The 16,560-nt window shown below is 69.2% G+C and carries 12 protein-coding genes; 11 read left to right on the top strand and 1 reads right to left on the bottom strand.

The window, feature by feature from the left end; translation table 11 throughout:
- Positions 1–321: 321 nt before the first annotated feature.
- From ACSUZJ_RS10065 to ACSUZJ_RS10045, 5 genes are all read left to right on the top strand, one after another.
- A complete protein-coding gene (locus ACSUZJ_RS10065; protein WP_499415680.1) occupies positions 322–2,094 on the top strand; it encodes a hypothetical protein in 1,773 nt (590 codons plus the stop codon).
- Between the two features lie 133 nt (positions 2,095–2,227).
- Complete coding sequence (locus ACSUZJ_RS10060) at positions 2,228–2,671, top strand: hypothetical protein (RefSeq protein ID WP_499415678.1); 444 nt, start codon at positions 2,228–2,230, stop codon at positions 2,669–2,671.
- On the top strand, positions 2,668–3,348 hold the full coding sequence (locus ACSUZJ_RS10055; protein ID WP_499415676.1) for a C39 family peptidase: 681 nt from the start codon (positions 2,668–2,670) through the stop codon (positions 3,346–3,348). The genes ACSUZJ_RS10060 and ACSUZJ_RS10055 overlap by 4 nt, the downstream gene beginning before the upstream one ends.
- Before the next feature lie 12 nt (positions 3,349–3,360).
- The gene (locus tag ACSUZJ_RS10050; RefSeq protein WP_499415674.1) at positions 3,361–3,900 is read left to right on the top strand and encodes a hypothetical protein; all 540 of its coding nucleotides are present in this window, start codon (positions 3,361–3,363) and stop codon (positions 3,898–3,900) included.
- A gap of 25 nt (positions 3,901–3,925) precedes the next feature.
- Positions 3,926–5,524 (top strand): hypothetical protein, encoded by a 1,599-nt coding sequence (locus ACSUZJ_RS10045; RefSeq protein ID WP_499415672.1) that lies wholly within the window; start codon positions 3,926–3,928, stop codon positions 5,522–5,524.
- A 183-nt stretch (positions 5,525–5,707) separates the two neighbouring features.
- On the opposite strand, the gene ACSUZJ_RS10040 is transcribed toward ACSUZJ_RS10045, so the two are convergent.
- Entirely contained in the window at positions 5,708–7,621 is a 1,914-nt protein-coding gene (locus tag ACSUZJ_RS10040) for a glycosyltransferase family 2 protein (RefSeq protein WP_499415670.1), read from the bottom strand.
- 395 nt (positions 7,622–8,016) lie between these two features.
- On the opposite strand from ACSUZJ_RS10040, the gene ACSUZJ_RS10035 reads away from it, so the two are divergent.
- The 6 genes from ACSUZJ_RS10035 (at position 8,017) to ACSUZJ_RS10010 (ending at position 16,476) form a co-directional block, all read left to right on the top strand.
- A complete protein-coding gene (locus ACSUZJ_RS10035) occupies positions 8,017–8,697 on the top strand; it encodes a hypothetical protein (RefSeq protein ID WP_499415668.1) in 681 nt (226 codons plus the stop codon).
- Between the two features lie 224 nt (positions 8,698–8,921).
- Complete coding sequence (locus ACSUZJ_RS10030; RefSeq protein ID WP_499415666.1) at positions 8,922–11,168, top strand: TonB-dependent receptor; 2,247 nt, start codon at positions 8,922–8,924, stop codon at positions 11,166–11,168.
- A gap of 187 nt (positions 11,169–11,355) precedes the next feature.
- On the top strand, positions 11,356–11,574 hold the full coding sequence (locus tag ACSUZJ_RS10025) for a hypothetical protein (protein ID WP_499415664.1): 219 nt from the start codon (positions 11,356–11,358) through the stop codon (positions 11,572–11,574).
- Positions 11,571–15,095 (top strand): hybrid sensor histidine kinase/response regulator family protein, encoded by a 3,525-nt coding sequence (locus ACSUZJ_RS10020; RefSeq protein ID WP_499415662.1) that lies wholly within the window; start codon positions 11,571–11,573, stop codon positions 15,093–15,095. Before ACSUZJ_RS10025 ends, ACSUZJ_RS10020 begins: the two co-directional genes overlap by 4 nt.
- Entirely contained in the window at positions 15,092–16,003 is a 912-nt protein-coding gene (locus ACSUZJ_RS10015) for a diguanylate cyclase domain-containing protein (RefSeq protein ID WP_499415660.1), read from the top strand. Before ACSUZJ_RS10020 ends, ACSUZJ_RS10015 begins: the two co-directional genes overlap by 4 nt.
- A gap of 104 nt (positions 16,004–16,107) precedes the next feature.
- Complete coding sequence (locus ACSUZJ_RS10010; protein ID WP_499415658.1) at positions 16,108–16,476, top strand: Fur family transcriptional regulator; 369 nt, start codon at positions 16,108–16,110, stop codon at positions 16,474–16,476.
- Positions 16,477–16,560 lie beyond the last annotated feature (84 nt).

Below are 16,560 nucleotides of genomic sequence, written 5' to 3'. Positions count from 1 at the left end.
ACGTGTAGGAATGCGAGCTGACCTGTTGTCAGTACGGACTGTCACATGACGTATGCACCGCGGGTGGACACTTCCTCGCAGGAGTGTCCATCGCCGGTCTCGCGCGACGGTACACAACTGTTCCACTTCCGTTACACCCACCACGCATTAAATTCCCGACAACAATGTCTATTCGCAATTATCGAGTTTCCCAGTGGATTTATACTGTGGTTTCAACAACTTGCGGATATTTACCCCACTGTGGCACTGGTCTTGCATAAGCGAGGACAGCTGGTACGACTGCCAGTCGGAACTCAACCACACACCCTAGGGGAATTTTGCATGAACAAGACCTTGCTCGTTACCGCCCTGTCGCTGGCCTTCGGCCTGAACGCCCACGCCCAAACGACGGACCCCTCCACCGATGGTTCGACCGTCACCACGACCCGCACTGTCGACAACTCGAACCAGGGCAACGATTCGTCGACCCGTTCGGACATGAACAATGACTCGTCGACCACGACGACGACCCGTACCGTCGACAACTCGAACCAGGGCAACAACTCGTCGACCAACACCTCCGACAGCTCGAACCAGAACAACGATTCGTCGACCACCACGACCACCCGCACGGTCGACAACTCGAACCAGGGCAACGACTCGTCGATGCGCGACAACTCGAACCAGAACAACGACTCGTCCAGCCGCGACAGCTCGGGCCAGAACCGCAGCTCCGGCGCGTCGACCGCCAGCGCCATGGGCGCGGCATCGGCCAACAATGGCGGCAGCGCGACCTCGAGCTTCGCGAATTCCTTCAACACCTCGAGCGCCACGGCGACCAGCTCGCTGAGCGGCGCCGTCACCGGCAACGCGATCAGCAACATCGGTAATGTCGCCAACAACACCGGCGGCGCAAATGGCGCCGGCGCGACCGGCGGCGCGGGCGCCGGCGGCTGGGGCGGCAATGCCAGCGGCGACGGCGGCCGCGGCGCGGCCGGCAACGGCGGCCAGGCGGCTTCGGGCTCGACCGGCGGCAACGCCACGAGCGGCAACGCCCGCAACGGCGAGGCGATCGCCGGCTCGGCAACGGGCGGCGCAGGCGGCGCGGGCGGCGCAACCGGCAGCGCACAGAGCGGTTCGGGTGCGGCTGGCGGCGCGGGCGGCGTCGGCGGCGCGGGCGGCTCGAACGGCGACGTCGCGGGCGGCAACGGCGGCAACGCCGGCCGTGTGCTGGCGGGCGCGGGCGGCTCTGGCGGCGCAGCCGGCTCGGCCACCGGCGGCGCGGGCGGCAACGGCGCCGAAGGTGCGATGGGCGGCAGCGGTGCAGCCGGCGGCAACGTGATGGTCGGCGACGCCTCGGCCAACGGCGACGCGCGCGGCGCGGGCGCCACCGGCAGCGGCAACCTGGCCGACAACAGCGGCGGCTCGGGCACCCCCGAAGCAGGCGGCAGCGGTGCATCCGATGGCGGCACCTCGTCGAGCACCGGCGGCTCGGTGACCGGCGCCAACAACACCGCATCGGCCGGCACCGGCACGGGCGGCGCAGGCGGCGCGGGCGCGGCCGGCGGCAGCGGCGGCACGGCCGGTTCGGGCGCCATGGCCTCGACCAGCAGCGGCGCCGGCGCAGCGGGCGGCACGGCCAGCGGCGGCACCGGCGGCGCAGGCTCGGGCGGCAGCTCGACCGCGGGCAGCGGCGCGGCGGGCGGCGCCGGCGGCGCGGGCGGCAGCACCGGCCTGGCCTCGAACACCTCGGGCTCGGGCGCGGCGGGCGGCTCGGGCACCACCGGCTCGGCCACCGGCGGCACCTCGACCTCGGGCAGCGCGACGGCCGGCAACGGCGGCGCGGGCGGCACCGGCGGCACCGGCACCGGCGGCATGGGCGGCGCAGGCGGCACCAACACCGCGGGCACCGGCACCGGCGGCGCGGGTGGCGCGGCCACCGGCGGCAATGGCGGCACCAACACCGTCACCGCAGGCACCTTCGACATGTCCAACACGATGTCCAGCGTTGGCCAGTCGGCTGCCGGCGTGATGGTGATCAGCCAGAACAACGGCTTCTCCTCGCTGATCCAGCAAAGCGTCAACGTCCAGTCGAACCTGGCCGTCGGCCCGTAATCGCGGCGCTGCCGGGCGGTCCGGCAGCAAAGCAGGATCGGAAAGCGTAACAAAAGCAGCAACAAAGGAAGCAGACAAGGCGTGGACTGCTGCACCCGGAGGTGCGGCGGTCCCACGCGGACCAGGAGAAACGATGAAAACGATTTTTGCACACGCGCGGATGCGCCGTGCCTGCGCCCTCGCCTTCGGCCTCGGCCTGGCAGGCCAGGCCTGGGCCGCCGAACCGCCCCTGCTGGAGGCGCGCGACCTCACCGGCGTGCCCGCGCGCGAAGACCTCGCCCAGGCCTTCGCCCGGCCTGCCGAGATCAAGGCAACGCCGAACATCGGCGGGGAAGCCGTCGCCGCCGTCGACCTCGAACGCCTCGAGCACGAGCGCGGCAAGGCCGACACGGTCCTGAACGACACCAAGCTCAACGGCGACGTCGCCAACAACAGCGCCGTCAACGTCAACACCGGCTCGAACACGATCGACGCCGGCTCCTTCGCCAACATGTCGGGCATTCCCGTCGTGATCCAGAACAGCGGCGCCAACGTGCTGATCCAGAACGCCACCGTCATCAACCTGCAGTTCCAATGAATCCATCCACCGTCCTGTGCGCCATGGCCCTGCTGCTGGGCGCCGCCAGCGCCGGCGCGGCCGAGATGGCGCTGCCCAGCGGCATGCGCATCGGCATGCCGGTCAAGAGCATGAAGGACCTGCGCTTCCAGGCCACGCTGCGCCAGCAGTACGACTTCAGCTGCGGTTCGGCCGCGCTGGCCACGCTGCTGACCCACCATTACGGGGCGCCGACGAGCGAGCAGGACGCCTTCCAGGCCATGTTCCTCAGCGGCGACCAGCAGAAGATCCGGCGCGAAGGCTTTTCGCTGCTCGACATGCAGCGCTTCCTGAAAAGCCGCGGCTATACCGCCAACGGCTTCCAGCTCCCGCTCGACAAGCTGATCGAAGCGAAGCTGCCCGCGATCGTGCTCATCTCCGACAAGGGCTACCACCACTTCGTGGTCGTGAAGGGCGCCGAGGACGGCCGCATCCTGCTGGGCGACCCCTCGCGCGGCACGCGCAGCATCGCGCGCGCGCGTTTCGAGGAGATGTGGGCCAACCGCATCCTGTTCGTGATCCACGAGGGCCCGAACACACCCGCATTCAACCAGGCCGCCGACTGGCGCAGCGCGCCGCGCGCCCCGCTCGGCGAAGGCGTGAACCGCGCCATCGATACCACCTACACGCTGCCGAAATTCGGTCCTGGCGATTTTTGAGGAAACACCACCATGCGGCTCCCCCTTGCCTTCTCCCTCCTGCTGGCCCTGCCCGGCGCCCACGCCGCCGACGGTCCGCCCGGTGCGCCGGTACGGGGCGTACCGGCGGCCGCTGCTCCACTGTCGCTGTTCAACGCGGCCAACGCCGTCGGCAGCGGCGCTTTGGACGAGGCGCGCGGCGGCTTCCTGGTCGCCGACGGCCTCACGGTCACGCTCGGCATCGAGCGCATGGTCACCATCAACGGCGACGTCGTCGAGCGCAGCGAGCTGCAGCTGGGCGACATCGGCAAGCTGGCCCAGGGCAACGGCCTGGTGTCGAGCGAAGCGCTGGGCGAACTGCGTTTGATCCAGAACGGCGTGGCCAGCGCCCTGCGCGGCGACGCCAACACCTCCCTGCTGGGCGGCACCATCATCCAGAACACCCTGAACGACCAGTTGATCAACAACCAGACGACGATCAACGCCACCGTCAACACCGCCGGGATGTTACGTGCGCTCAATTTCGCAGAAGGATTGAATAATGCTTTGTCAACAGCCGTGGCGCCCCGCTGACGGTGTTTCGAACATGGAGCGATTTATGCACACCTTCCCGGCACCCTGTGTCGGCGCGCTCATCGTGAGCGCGGCCTTTTGCGCCCTCCCGGCGCAAGCGCAGTCCGTCGCCCCGTCCGTCAATGAACTGGTGGAACAAGTCAAGGCGATGCGCCAGCAGCTGGAAGCCCAGCGCGCACGCATCGATGAACTCGAGCGCGATGTACGCAGCGCGCGCCAGGCGCAGCTTCCACCTGCGCCTGCGCCGGCCGCGCCCGCCCTGCCCGTCAGCCTGGACCAGCTCGACGCCACGCGCGGCGCCGGCATGGGCCCGGCCAACGCCGCGGCGGCTTCGCCGCTGGCGGCCGGGCTCACGGTCCCCGTCCCGGCAGCCGACCTGGACCTGCTGCGCGGCACCGGCGGCGCCGGCCAGGCCAGCGCGGCGCAGGCCTCACCGCAACATCCGCAACGCATTGCTCCGCAAAACGGCCAGCGCAACGGCCAACAGAATGCGCAACAAGGCGCGCAACAGGGCGCCCAGGCCAGCCAGCTCGCGCAGCAGCCGGCCCAGCCCGCGCGGCCCGCCGTGCCCCAGCCGGCGGCGCCGGCGGCCCCCGTCGGAGGCCCGGCGAGTGCGCCGGCCGCCGGCACCAATACCGCCGCCGTCGGCCGCGCGCCGGAAAGCCGCACGCCCGAGGTGGCGCCGATCTTCGAGCAGCCCGGCGTGCTCACGCCGCGCGGCAAGTACGTGTTCGAGCCGGCCATCCAGTACGGCTATTCGTCGAGCAACCGCGTGGCCCTGGTCGGCTACACGGTGATCCCCGCGCTCCTGATCGGCCTGGTGGACGTGCGCGAGGTGAAGCGCAACACCACCACCGCCAGCGTCACCCTGCGCCGCGGCCTCACCAACCGCTTCGAGGTCGAGGCCAAGCTGCCCTACGTCTACCGCAGCGACGCCACCGTCAGCCGCGAAGTCTTTACCGGCACCGCGGTCGAACGCGCGTTCGAGACCAGCGGCCACGCCGTGGGCGACGTCGAACTGGCGGCCCGCTACCAGCTCAACGACGGCGGCGTCGACAAGCCCTTCTTCATCGGCGGCCTGCGCTTCAAGTCGCGCACCGGCAAGGACCCCTTCGAAGTCATCACCGATTGCACCCGCCGCTGCATCGGCGAGAACGTCACCGGCAGCGGCCTGCCGCTGGAACTGCCGACCGGCTCCGGCTTCTATTCGCTGCAGCCGAGCCTGACCTGGCTGTTCCCGTCCGACCCGGCGGTGTTCTTCGGCAGCTTCAGCTACCTGCACAACTTCAAGCGCAGCAATGTCGAACGCACCGTGCTGGGCGGCGAGAAGGAGCCGCTGGGCGAGGTGGCGCCGGGCGGCGTGTTCGGCTTCAATTTCGGCATGGGCCTGGCCCTGAACGACAAGGCCTCGTTCAGCGTCGGCTACGACCACAACTCCGTCGGCCGCACCAAGCAGGCCGGCCGCGCCGTGCCGGGCTCGGTGCGCACCCAGCTCGGCACGCTCCTGATCGGCTACTCCTACCGCTTGAGCGACAAGAGAACGCTCAGCGTGGCGGTCGGCGCCGGCCTGACCCGCGATACGCCGGACGTGACGCTGATGCTGCGGGTGCCGATGTCGTACTGAGTACCGGGCCGGCGCCACCGTGTGTGGCGGTGATTGCCGGCGGCGGCGCAAGCGGAGAAGCTTGCGCCGCTTTTTTTTTGCCGAGGAGACGCAGGCCTGGCGACAGCGGGGCGCGTGCGGGCGCGGCCTTGCGAATGCGGGGCGCCATTTCTGGCTGAACGCGTGGACGGCCGCACGCCTGCCTTACCCCGGCTTCCGGCTCCCCGCCCCTTCGCTCGCGATCACCGTGCGGAAGAAGTCGAGCAGCGCCGGCACGTGGGTGTCGAAACAGAATGCCGTGCGCGCGGCCAGCACCCGTTCGCGCGTGGCGCCCATTGCCTGGCGGTCGCGCAGGCGTGCGGCCAGTTCGGGAATCGTCCGGTAGAACACGCCGATGCCCAGCTTCTGCGCCAGCGCCTGGGTGGCGACGATGGCACCGGCGTTGTCGCGCTGGATCATCGGCAGGCCGCCTGCGGCCAGGGTCGCCAGGCGCGCCGGGTAATTCAGGTCGTCCCAGTTGGCGCGCCGCAGCTCGCCGCCGTTGACGCTCTCGAAGGCGTGCAGCCAGCCGGCGTCGTAGCGCGAAAATTCGGGCACCCAGCGGTCCTGGTCGACGTTCGGATGCAGGTGCAGGTGGCGCGGCGCCAGCGTGCGCGTCCTGTCTATCCATGCGCGCCACTGGCCCTGGGTGTAGTCGCCATAGAAGTGCAGGTGCACGTCGTGCGCCGCCAGCTCGGCCACGGTGTGCGGATGCAGGCCGATCGGGCGGCCCGGCACCACGGTGTGGAGCGCGTCCCCGCCGGCGGACAGCAGGGCGGCGTGCTCGCCCGCGAACCAGTGCCGGCGCGGCAGGTCGCCGTCGAGCACGTGCGAGGGACGCGTGTGCGACAGGCCGGGCACGACGGTGTCGAACCAGTCGCGCATTTCCGGGCTGCTGAAGATGCGTCCGTCGGCGCGGCGGTAGAGGTCGACCAGCTGCGGCCAGGTCCCTTTCTCGAGGCAGATGAAGGGGCCTTCCTTGAAATGCCAGGCAAAGGGAATGCCGGGCGTGGCCAGCATCACCTCGTGGACGAAGGGCACGGCCTGCCAGTTCAGGAGGCCGTAGATGATATCGGGCTGCAGGCGCGCCACCGCCTCGCGCCAGCCGGGATACGGCAGGTCTTCCACCTGCCCGAAGGGCAGCGGCCCGACGGTGTTGTACCAGTAGGGGCGGCGCATCCACAGGCCGTACAGGGCGTGACCGCGCTCGGCCAGCGCCAGCACGCGGTCGGCGTTGTAGGCCAGCTCGCCGACCAGCAGGATCTTCAGCCCGCCTCCCGGCCCGTCCTGCGCCGGATTTGCAGATTCCTGCGCACCTGCCGGCGCTGCCGCCTGCGCGCGCGCCGCGCGGTACTGCGCCGCTTCGTCGACCGCATTGCCTTTCGTCGAGTGAAAGCGCAGCGGTCCGGCCACGCGGTAGCGCTGGCGAAAGGGGTTGAGGCCGCCCTCGGGCTCCTGCATCAGCTTGTGGCGCTGGTCGGGATGGTCGACCCATTCGCAGCTGACGGCGCCCGTGTGGACGAGCTTCCCGCGTGCGCGCAAGCGGGTCCAGAACAGGCGGTCCAGGTCGTCGGACTCGAGTTCGGCGCGCTCGATCCAGCGCAGGTCGCAGCGCCGGTGCATGCATTGCACCAATTGCAGCCATTGCCCGGGCAGCGCGCCCTCGCTTTCGCGGTTGTAGTGGTGGCGCATGGCCGCCACCGCCAGCACGGCGCCGCTGTCGTGCTCCAGCAGCGAGGCCAGCCGGGCCAGGTGTTCGCGGTAGAACAGGTCGTCGCTCGGCAGGTAGGCGACCAGGGGCGCGCGCGCCAGCGACAGGCCGGTATTCAGGGTGCGTCCCAGGCCTTCGTTGCGCTCGTGCGCGACGAGCCGCAGGCGCGGGTCTTCCAGCCAGGGCGCGAGCACCTCGCGGGTGTCGTCCATGCTGCCGTCGTCGATGACGATGGCTTCCCAGTCGGCGAGCGTCTGGGCGAAGAGACTGTCCAGCGCACGCGGCAGGAAGGCGGCCTGCTCGAAGGTCGGCACCAGCACGCTCACGCGTGGTGGTGCGCCCGTGTCGGCGTGCATGTCAGCGCTCATGGCGTCCCTCCCGCGCCGCAAAGGCCTCATTCGGCCAGGGGCAAGGCTCCCGGCAGGGAGGAATGATGCTGCGATCGGTCGGCTGTGTGCTCGCTTCCATGGGCGGCGCCTGGACAGGGAATGCGACCAAGCTTACGGCCCGGCCTCGCTTGCGGTTTGTGCAAAATCAGCCGTTGTTACGGAACTGTTCAGTTATATGACGTTCCAACTTGACATACTCGTGCAAGTCAATGTCAACCGGCGAGAACAGCCGGGCGTAGTCGCTAGGGATGGCTTTGCTTCTTACGCGCACGGTCCTGACGCTACACCAGTCATGGTCGCAGACGGACGGGACCTCCTCCACCCCAACAGTATGAGGTGAGCTTATGCAAACGCCCGAACCATTAGCAAAACTGATGAAAGCTGCGAACTTTGCCCTCGAACTGGCTCGTCTTCCGGTGGCCCAGCTCTGTTTCGAACGCCGCCTGAACCCGGCGGCCATCCCCGATGTCTACGCCAACTTCACGCGTCCGCACCCGCGCTACAAGGTGTTCGGCAACAAGGCCATGGGCGCCGCCCTGATCGACCTCAGCCGCTTCGACACCCCCGCATCCTATCTCCATGCCGTGCGCCAGCACGGCCATGCCGGCCACCAGAGTCGCAAGGCGACGGCGCGCGGATACCGGCTGCAGCGCATCGACCGCAACGAACACCTCGACGAAATCCATGCCATCCACACTTCTTCCCCCGAACGCCAGGGGCGGCCAATGGACGCCTCTTACCTGACGCGCAGGAGCGCCTATCCGCACGAACCCCACTGCGAGTGCCACGGCGTCTTCGATGCCGAAGGCCGGCTGGCGGCTTACTGCAATGTTGCCCTGTACGGCAATTTTGTCGCAACCGACCAGCTGATGGGCTATAGGGGCAACGACGGCATCATGTATCTGCTGTTGTCGCACATTATTTGCGGGCTCATCGAAACGCGCCGCGTCAACTGGTTCATGTACGACACCTGGTTCGGGGCCCAGCACGGCTTGCGCGAATTCAAGCGCCGCGTCGGCTTCCAGCCCTACCGGGCGCGCTACCGTCTTGTCTAGCCAACATTCTTCGCTTGTTTGTTTACACTGGACAGTGCGCCGTTGTCGTTTCCATACGTCAACGTTCAAAAATCCTATTTCCCGGTTACGTGTCCTGATAGACTGCGAAGCTCACACTCAGCCGGACGATGTGTCGAAAGAAAAAACACACACGGCGAGGCCAGCGCCGGACGGCCCAGGCGCTCATGGCTGCTGGCGCAATAAAACAGAAACTAGGGGAAAGCATGTCCAACCGTCAGGTTCGTTCGAACCTTACGCTGCTGGCTGCCGCCATCTCGGGCCTGGCCTGGGGTGGTGCGCAGGCACAAGTAGTACCGGCCGCCGATGGCGGCCAGATCCAGGAAGTTGTCGTCACCGCGCAACGCACCGCGGCGCCGGAATCGAAGACGCCGGTGGCCTTGTCCGTGCTCAGCGGCGCCGCACTGGCCAAAGCCGGTTTAAGTCGTCCATCCGACCTTGCCGCCCGCCTGCCCGGCGTGCACCTGGACGGGGCCGCCGACGGCCTGAGAATCACCATCCGTGGCGTCAGCAATGCCGACGCGACCGAGAAAGGCGAGCCCTCCGCCGCCTTCATGCTGGACGGCGTGTACATCGCCCGTCCGCACAGCCAGAACCTCGACTTCCTCGACGTCGACCGCGTCGAGGTGTTGCGCGGCCCGCAGGGCACGCTGTACGGCCGCAACACCACGGCCGGCGTCGTCAACGTGATCTCGCACCAGCCCGGCGACAGGCTCGAAGGCGCCGTCGGCGTCGAGCTCGGCAATCACAATAGCCGCAAGGCGGACGGCGTGCTCAACCTGCCGGTGAACGATGCGCTGGCGCTGCGCGCGGCGGTGGCCGTGAACCGCCGCGACAGCCTGCTGCACAACGCCCAGGGCACGCCGCACGAACTCGGCCTGGACCGCGACGACCGCGCCGCGCGCCTGTCAGCCCGGCTGCGCATCGGTGGCGACGCCTCCCTGCTGCTGCGCTACGACCGCACGGTCCAGCACGACAACAACGACGTGATCGTCCCGGACACGAATTTCTACCGCGGCGTCGAGACCGGCAGTCCGGTGCCCTACGACGCCGGCACGAAAGCCCGCCTCACGAACGCCTTCGTGCCGCCGAACACGGTACCCGAGCAGGGCCACAGCCGCCGCGACACCCAGGGCCTGTCGGCCCAGCTCGAATGGAAACTGGGTCCGGCCACCCTGCACTACCTGGGCGCCCACCGCCAGTTCGATCACGACTTCCTGGTCAACTACTACTACCGCATCGTGCCGGGCTACGCGCTCGGCGTGCGCCAGTTCTTCGAAGGCGAGTACGAGCAGGATTCGCACGAGCTGCGCCTGGCTAGCGACGAGCGCGCCCCGGTGTCGGCCCAGGCCGGCGTCTACTGGTTCCGCGAAGACATGACGCAGCTCGCGACCTTCCGCGACCTGGAACCGATCGGCCTGCCGCCCTACTACGTGTTCCCGGCCGGTCCCGTGGTCTCGAAGAGCCGCGCCGTGTTCGGCCAGGCCACCTGGCGCGTGCTGGACAACCTGCGCCTGACCGCGGGCGCGCGCCGCACCGAGGACGAGAAGTCGCGCATCGGCTCGACCAACCTGCAGGCCGGGCCGGTGTTCAATCCTGGGACGGACTTTGCGATGCCCAACGCCGCCGCGCTGGAGCAAGGCAAGACCACCTGGCGCCTCGGCCTGGAAGTCGACGCCGGTCCCTCCACGCTGCTCTACGGTACGGTCGCCACCGGCTACAAGTCCGGCGGTTTCAACGACGGCTGCGCGGCGGGTTCGCGCACGCTCGGAGTCGCGTGCCCGGCCATCATCGCCGTGCCCGCGGACACCCTGCTCTACCGCCCCGAGACGCTGAAGTCGTTCGAACTGGGCATGAAGAGCCGCTTCTGGGCCAAGCGCGCCAGCCTGAACCTCGCCGCCTACCGCTACGACTACAGCAACCTGCAATTGTCCGGCGTGACGATGGTGCAGGGCGTGCCGCGCTTCGTCACCAGCAATGCCGGGGTCGCCAGCGTCAAGGGCCTGGAAATCGAAGGCGCGCTCAGGCCGACGGCCAGCGCGCGCCTGTCCGCCACCCTCGCGCTGATGGACGCCCACTACGTGTCCTACAGCCCGGACGGCGTGCATTCCTGGGCCGGCAACAAGCTCGACCGCGCACCGAGCGCCGTCCTGACGCTCGGCGCCGAGCAGGGTTTCGCAGTGGCCGACGGCACCCTCACGGCCGGCCTGTTCTCGCGCATCTCCAGCGACTACCAGATCGGCATCCCGAACCAGCTGCTGCGCTATCGCGTGCCCGGCCGCAGCGAGACCGACCTGACGCTCGGCTATGCGTCCCCGGGTTCGCCCTGGAGCGTGCTGCTGCGCGTGCGTAACCTCGAGGACAAGGTCGCGCCGGTCACCATCGACAGCTTCGGCATGACCGTGCCGAGCGAACCGCGCTCGGTCGCCGTACGCATGGACTACCGCTTCTGATCACTCTCCCACAAGGGTCATGTCATGAAGTCCTTGCAGCGCCGGCTCCCCCGCATCATGTTCATCCTGCTTGCCCTGTCCCTCGCGCTTCTTGCGACGCGCGGACCGGGCGACACCACGCGGCTCCTGATCATCGGATCGCTGGCGATGTTCGCCTGTTGCTGGAGCAGCGCCATCCACTTGCCGGGTGCGCGCGGCGCTGCATATCGTCCTGATCGCCGGCGCCACCGGCTGGGCCAGCGAGGTGCTGGGCTCGCGCTACGGCTGGTTCTTCGGCCAGGCGGTGCATCGTTGGGGCCTGCCCCCGAAGGCGCCGAAGTGGATGAACGCGCTCGAACAGCGCCTGCGACCGGCGGCGTCGGCGCCGGCCCGTCCCGCGATGCGCGAACAGCGCAAGGCCGCATGATGGCGCGCCAGCTGCCCGGCCGGTCCTTCCTGCGCGCGGCCTGCGCAGCCCTGCTCCGTGCGCCGTTCCTGGCCATCCTGCCGCTGCTGGTCACGCTGCTGGGTTTCCTGCCGCTGTCCGCGCAGGCGGCGCAGCCGGTGCAGACGCCAGCCGCGCTGGTGCTGGACGACCGCGTCGGCGAAGTCGAGGCCTGGCCCGCCGTCACCATCCTGGCCGACCCCGGCGGCAGGCTCGATATCGATGCCGTGCTGGGAAGCGGCGCGCGTTTTGCACCGCCTACGCTCGCCTACGCCACCCTCGGCGTGCACAAGGACGTGCTGTGGCTGCGCATTCCGGTCACGGTACCGGAGCACAGCGTCGGGCGCTGGATCATGGCGATCGACTATGCGGTGCTGAACCGGGTCGAGATGTTCGTCACGGTCGACGGCCGCGTGCGCCAGCATGGCCTGGCCGGCAACCTGCAGCCGCTCAGCGAGGCCGCGCGCAGCACACGCACGCCAGCCCTCATCCTCGAGCTGGCGCCGGGAGAGCGCCACGACATCTACCTGCGCATCGAGAACACGGGCGCGATGATCCTGCCGATCCGCTTCGCCCAGCCGACCGTCTACCACGCCGCGGCCCTGGGCGAGCAGATGCTGCAGGGGATGCTCGCAGGCCTGTTCCTGTGCCTGGTGCTCTACGGCCTGGCCCAGTGGTTCAACCTGCGCGAGCCGCTGTTCGCCAAGTTCGTGCTGATGATTGTCGGGACCACGCTCTTCTCGGCCGAGTTCTTCGGCCTGGGCAGCCAGTACTTCTGGGGTAACAACGCCTGGCTCAACATCCACGCCGGCGGCCTGTTCGCACTGACCGCTTCCTGCGGCGCCTATCTCTTCGTGGAGCAGGCGCTGGCCCGGCCCGGCATGGACCGCACCTTCAGCCGCCTGATGAAGAGCGGCGCGGCGCTGTGCGTGATCGCCGCGCTGGCCTACGGCTTCGACCTGATCGGCGTCGACATGCTGGTCGCCATCGTTTCCACCCTCGGCATCATGCCGATGCTGCTCGGGTTGCCGGGCGCCTTCATGCGCGCGCGCCGCGGCGACCCGGTCGGCATCTACTTCCTGGTCGGCTGGACCATCAGCTTCTCCAGCTCCCTGGTGCTGAGCCAGATGATCAACGGCGCCCTGCCGGCGAACTTCTGGACCATGCATGCGCTGCAGTTCGGCAATGCGATCGACATGCTGATCTTCATGCGCATCCTGGGCCTGCGCACCAAGGCGATCCAGAGCGCGATGCTGCGCGCGGAAGCGGCCACGCGCATGAAGTCGGACTTCCTGGCCAACATGAGCCACGAGATCCGCACCCCGATGAACGCCATCATCGGCATGAGCCGCCTGGCGCTGAAGTCCGATCCGGACCCGAAGCTGCGCAACTACCTCGGCAAGATCCTGGGCGCCGGCGAACACCTGCTGGGCGTCGTCAACGACATCCTCGACTTTTCCAAGATCGAGGCCGGCAAGATGACGCTCGAGCGCGTTCCCTTCGACCTCAACGAGCTGCTCGAACACCTGTCGAGCCTGACCGCCATCAAGACCGACGCCCGCCGCGTCGAGCTGGTGTTCCGGGTCGGGCGCGGCGTGCCGGCGCGCCTGGTGGGCGACCCGCTGCGCCTGGGCCAGATCCTGATCAACCTGACCAACAACGCCGTCAAGTTCACCGAGCGCGGCGAGATCGTCGTCGCGGTCGAGGCGGCCGCACACGGTCCGGACGCCGCCACCCTGCGCTTTTCCGTCAGCGATACCGGCATCGGCATGAACGAAGCCCAGCTGGCGCAGCTGTTCCAGTCCTTCAGCCAGGCCGACGGCTCGATCACGCGCAGGTACGGCGGCACCGGCCTGGGCCTGTCGATCTCGAAGCAGCTGGTCGAACTAATGGAAGGCAGCATCGACGTCACCAGCACCCCCGGCGTGGGCAGCTGCTTCCGCTTCTCGGTGAAACTGGGCGTGGGCGAGGAAGCCGGGTCCGTGGCCGCACCCGGCGCGCCGTTGCAGCAGGTGCGCGTGCTGGTGGTGGACGACAGCGAGAGCGCGCGCGAGGCCCTGGTCGAAATGCTCGACGCCTTCGGCGTGACGGCGCACGCGGTGGATTCAGGCGAGCGTTCGCTGTCGCTGCTGGCCAGCGCCAGCGAACGCGGCATGCCGTACCACGTCGTGCTGATGGACTACATGATGCCGGGCTGGGACGGGGTCGAGACGATCCGCCGCATCCATGCCGAGCCCGGGCTGGCGGCGCCGCCGGCGATCCTGATGGTCAGCGCCTGCACCCGCGAGACGGTGCAGCAGCACGAGGGCCAGCTGCCGCTGCACGGCTTCCTGAACAAGCCGGTCGGTCCGGCCCTGCTCTACCACAGCCTGCTGCAGGTGCTGCGGCCGGAACTGGCCGGGGCGAACCCGCCGGCGCGCGTGGACACCGGCGCGCGCGAGCTGGCCAGGCTGCGCGGCGCGCGCGTCCTGCTGGTAGAGGACAACACCAACAACCGCGAGGTGGCGCTCGACTTCCTGGCCGCGGCGCCGGTGCAGGTCGAGGTGGCGGTGCACGGGCGTGAGGCCTTGCGCATGGTGCAGGAGCGCGACTACGACCTGGTGCTGATGGACATCCAGATGCGCGAGATGGACGGCCTTACCGCCACGCGCCGCATCCGCGCGATCGAGCGCCTGCGCGCGCTGCCGATCGTGGCGATGACCGCGCACGCGATGGCGGGCGACCGCGACAAGAGCCTGGCGGCGGGCATGAACGACCACATCACCAAGCCGATCGACCCGGAGCAGCTGCTGCGCGCCCTGCTCACCTGGATCGACCCGCAGCGCCTGGCGGGCCGGATCAACGCGGGCGCGCCGCTGCCGCGCGCCAGTCTGGCCGTGCCGGCCGTCCCGGTGGTGCTGCCCGCCATCGCGGGCGTCGACTGGGAGCTTGCCCTGGCCGGGGTCAACGGCCAGCAGGCGCGCCTGCTCAAGCGGGTGCGCAGCTTCCTCCAGGAGTACCGCCAGGCGCCGCGCCAGCTGGCCGACGCCCTGGCGGCCGGCAAGCGCGCGCCGGTGCAGGCGCTGGCGCACAACCTGAAGTCGAGCGCGGCCTATGTCGGCGCGCATGCGCTCTCGAGCCAGGCAGCCCAGGTGGAAGAAAAGCTGCGGGCCGGCGACGCCAAGGCGCCGGCGGCCCTGGTCCCGTCCCTGATCCAGGCGCTCGACACGGTGCTCGACGGCTTCGGCGAACTGGTCAGCCCGCGTGCGGCGCGCCCGGAAGCGCCGGCGCCGGCTGGCTTGCTGCCGGGCTTGATCAGGCGGCTGGCAGCGTGGCTGACCGACGACGATGCGCGCGCCCGCGACGCCGCCGGCGAGCTGCAGGCCCTGCTGCCGGGCCCGGAATACGCGGCCCTGGTCGGCGCCATCCATGCCGCGGTCGAGGAGCTGGAATACCAGGCCGCGCTGGCGCCGCTGGCGCAACTGGCGCAGGCGCTGGGCGTCGACCTGAAGGAACCTGCATGAGCCCGGAACCGCAAAAGGTCCTGGTCGCCGACGACGACGCCATCAACCGCGACGTCCTGTGCGAACTGCTGCAGCCCGAGTACACGGTGCTGCTCGCGAAAAACGGCGCCCAGGCGCTCGAACGCGCCGCGCGCCACGTGCCCGACCTGGTCCTGCTCGACGTCATGATGCCTGACATGAACGGCTATGAAGTCCTGCGCCGCCTGCGCGCCGCGCCCGCCACCGAGCATGTCTCGGTGATCTTCATTTCGGGCCTGGACCGTCCCGAGGACGAGGCCGCGGGCCTGAAGATGGGCGCCTCGGACTACATCGCCAAGCCCTTCAACGCCACCGTCGTGCTGGCGCGGGTGGCCCTGCACCTGCAGCTGGTGCGCCAGCGCCGCATGCTCGAGCACCTGGCGAACGTGGATGGCCTGACCGAACTGGCCAACCGCCGCCGCTTCGACGAGGTCTATGCGGTCGAGTGGCAGCGCGCACGCCGCACCGGCCAGCCGCTGTCGCTGGCCCTGCTCGACGTCGACTGCTTCAAGCAGTTCAACGACCTGTACGGGCATCCAGCCGGAGACCGCGCGCTGCGCGCCGTCGCCCGCGCCGCCGGTTCCCACATGCGGCGCCCGGCCGACCTGGCGGCGCGCTACGGCGGCGAAGAGCTGGTGCTCCTGATGCCCGACACCGACGCCGGCCAGGCCACGCACGTGGCAAACACGATCCGCGAAGCGGTGGCGCTGCTGGCGATCCCTCACGCAGGCTCGAGCGTGGCGCCCTGGCTCACCGCCAGCGCCGGCGGCGCCACCTTCGATCCGGCCGGCGGCGAAGCGGTCTGCGCCCTGTTCGAGGCGGCGGACCGGCATCTGTACAGGGCCAAGCAGGACGGGCGCAACCGCGTGGTGTGGCGCGGGAAAGCGTAAGGGCTCGAGGACTTCGGGCGGCCGGCGGGCCGCGCAGTACCGGCCGGAGGCGAATCGCGCGATAATACCGCCTTGCTCATGCCGCCCGCCGAAGGATCGATCGAATGGAACGAAACACACGACAGCGCAAGGCCATCCAGGAGTGCATTGCCGCTGCCGGACGCCCGCTCTCGCCGCAGGAAATACTGGAACACGCGCAAGGCGTGGTGCCGGGGATCGGCATGGCCACCATCTACCGCAACATCAAGGCCATGCTGGAGTCCGGCGACATTGCGACCGTGTCGCTGCCGGGCGGAGGCGACCGCTACGAGGTCGCCGGACACGAACATCACCACCATTTCCACTGCCGGGGCTGCGACAAGGTGTATGAAGTGCACGCCTGCCCGGGCGACATGAAGAAGCTCACGCCCGAGGGCTTCGTGCTCGAGTCGCACGAACTGACCTTGTACGGCTTGTGCAGCCAGTGCCGTTGAACAAGGTCCATTGGCGCGTCCATGCAGGCGTGATTTGAACGCGTGGACGGGGAACCCGTCCACCCTACGTCCTGCTGCCCGCCT

Source organism: Telluria sp. B2 (genome assembly GCF_051789535.1).
Lineage (GTDB): Bacteria > Pseudomonadota > Gammaproteobacteria > Burkholderiales > Burkholderiaceae_D > Telluria.
This window is presented reverse-complemented; position numbering and strand designations above follow the sequence as displayed.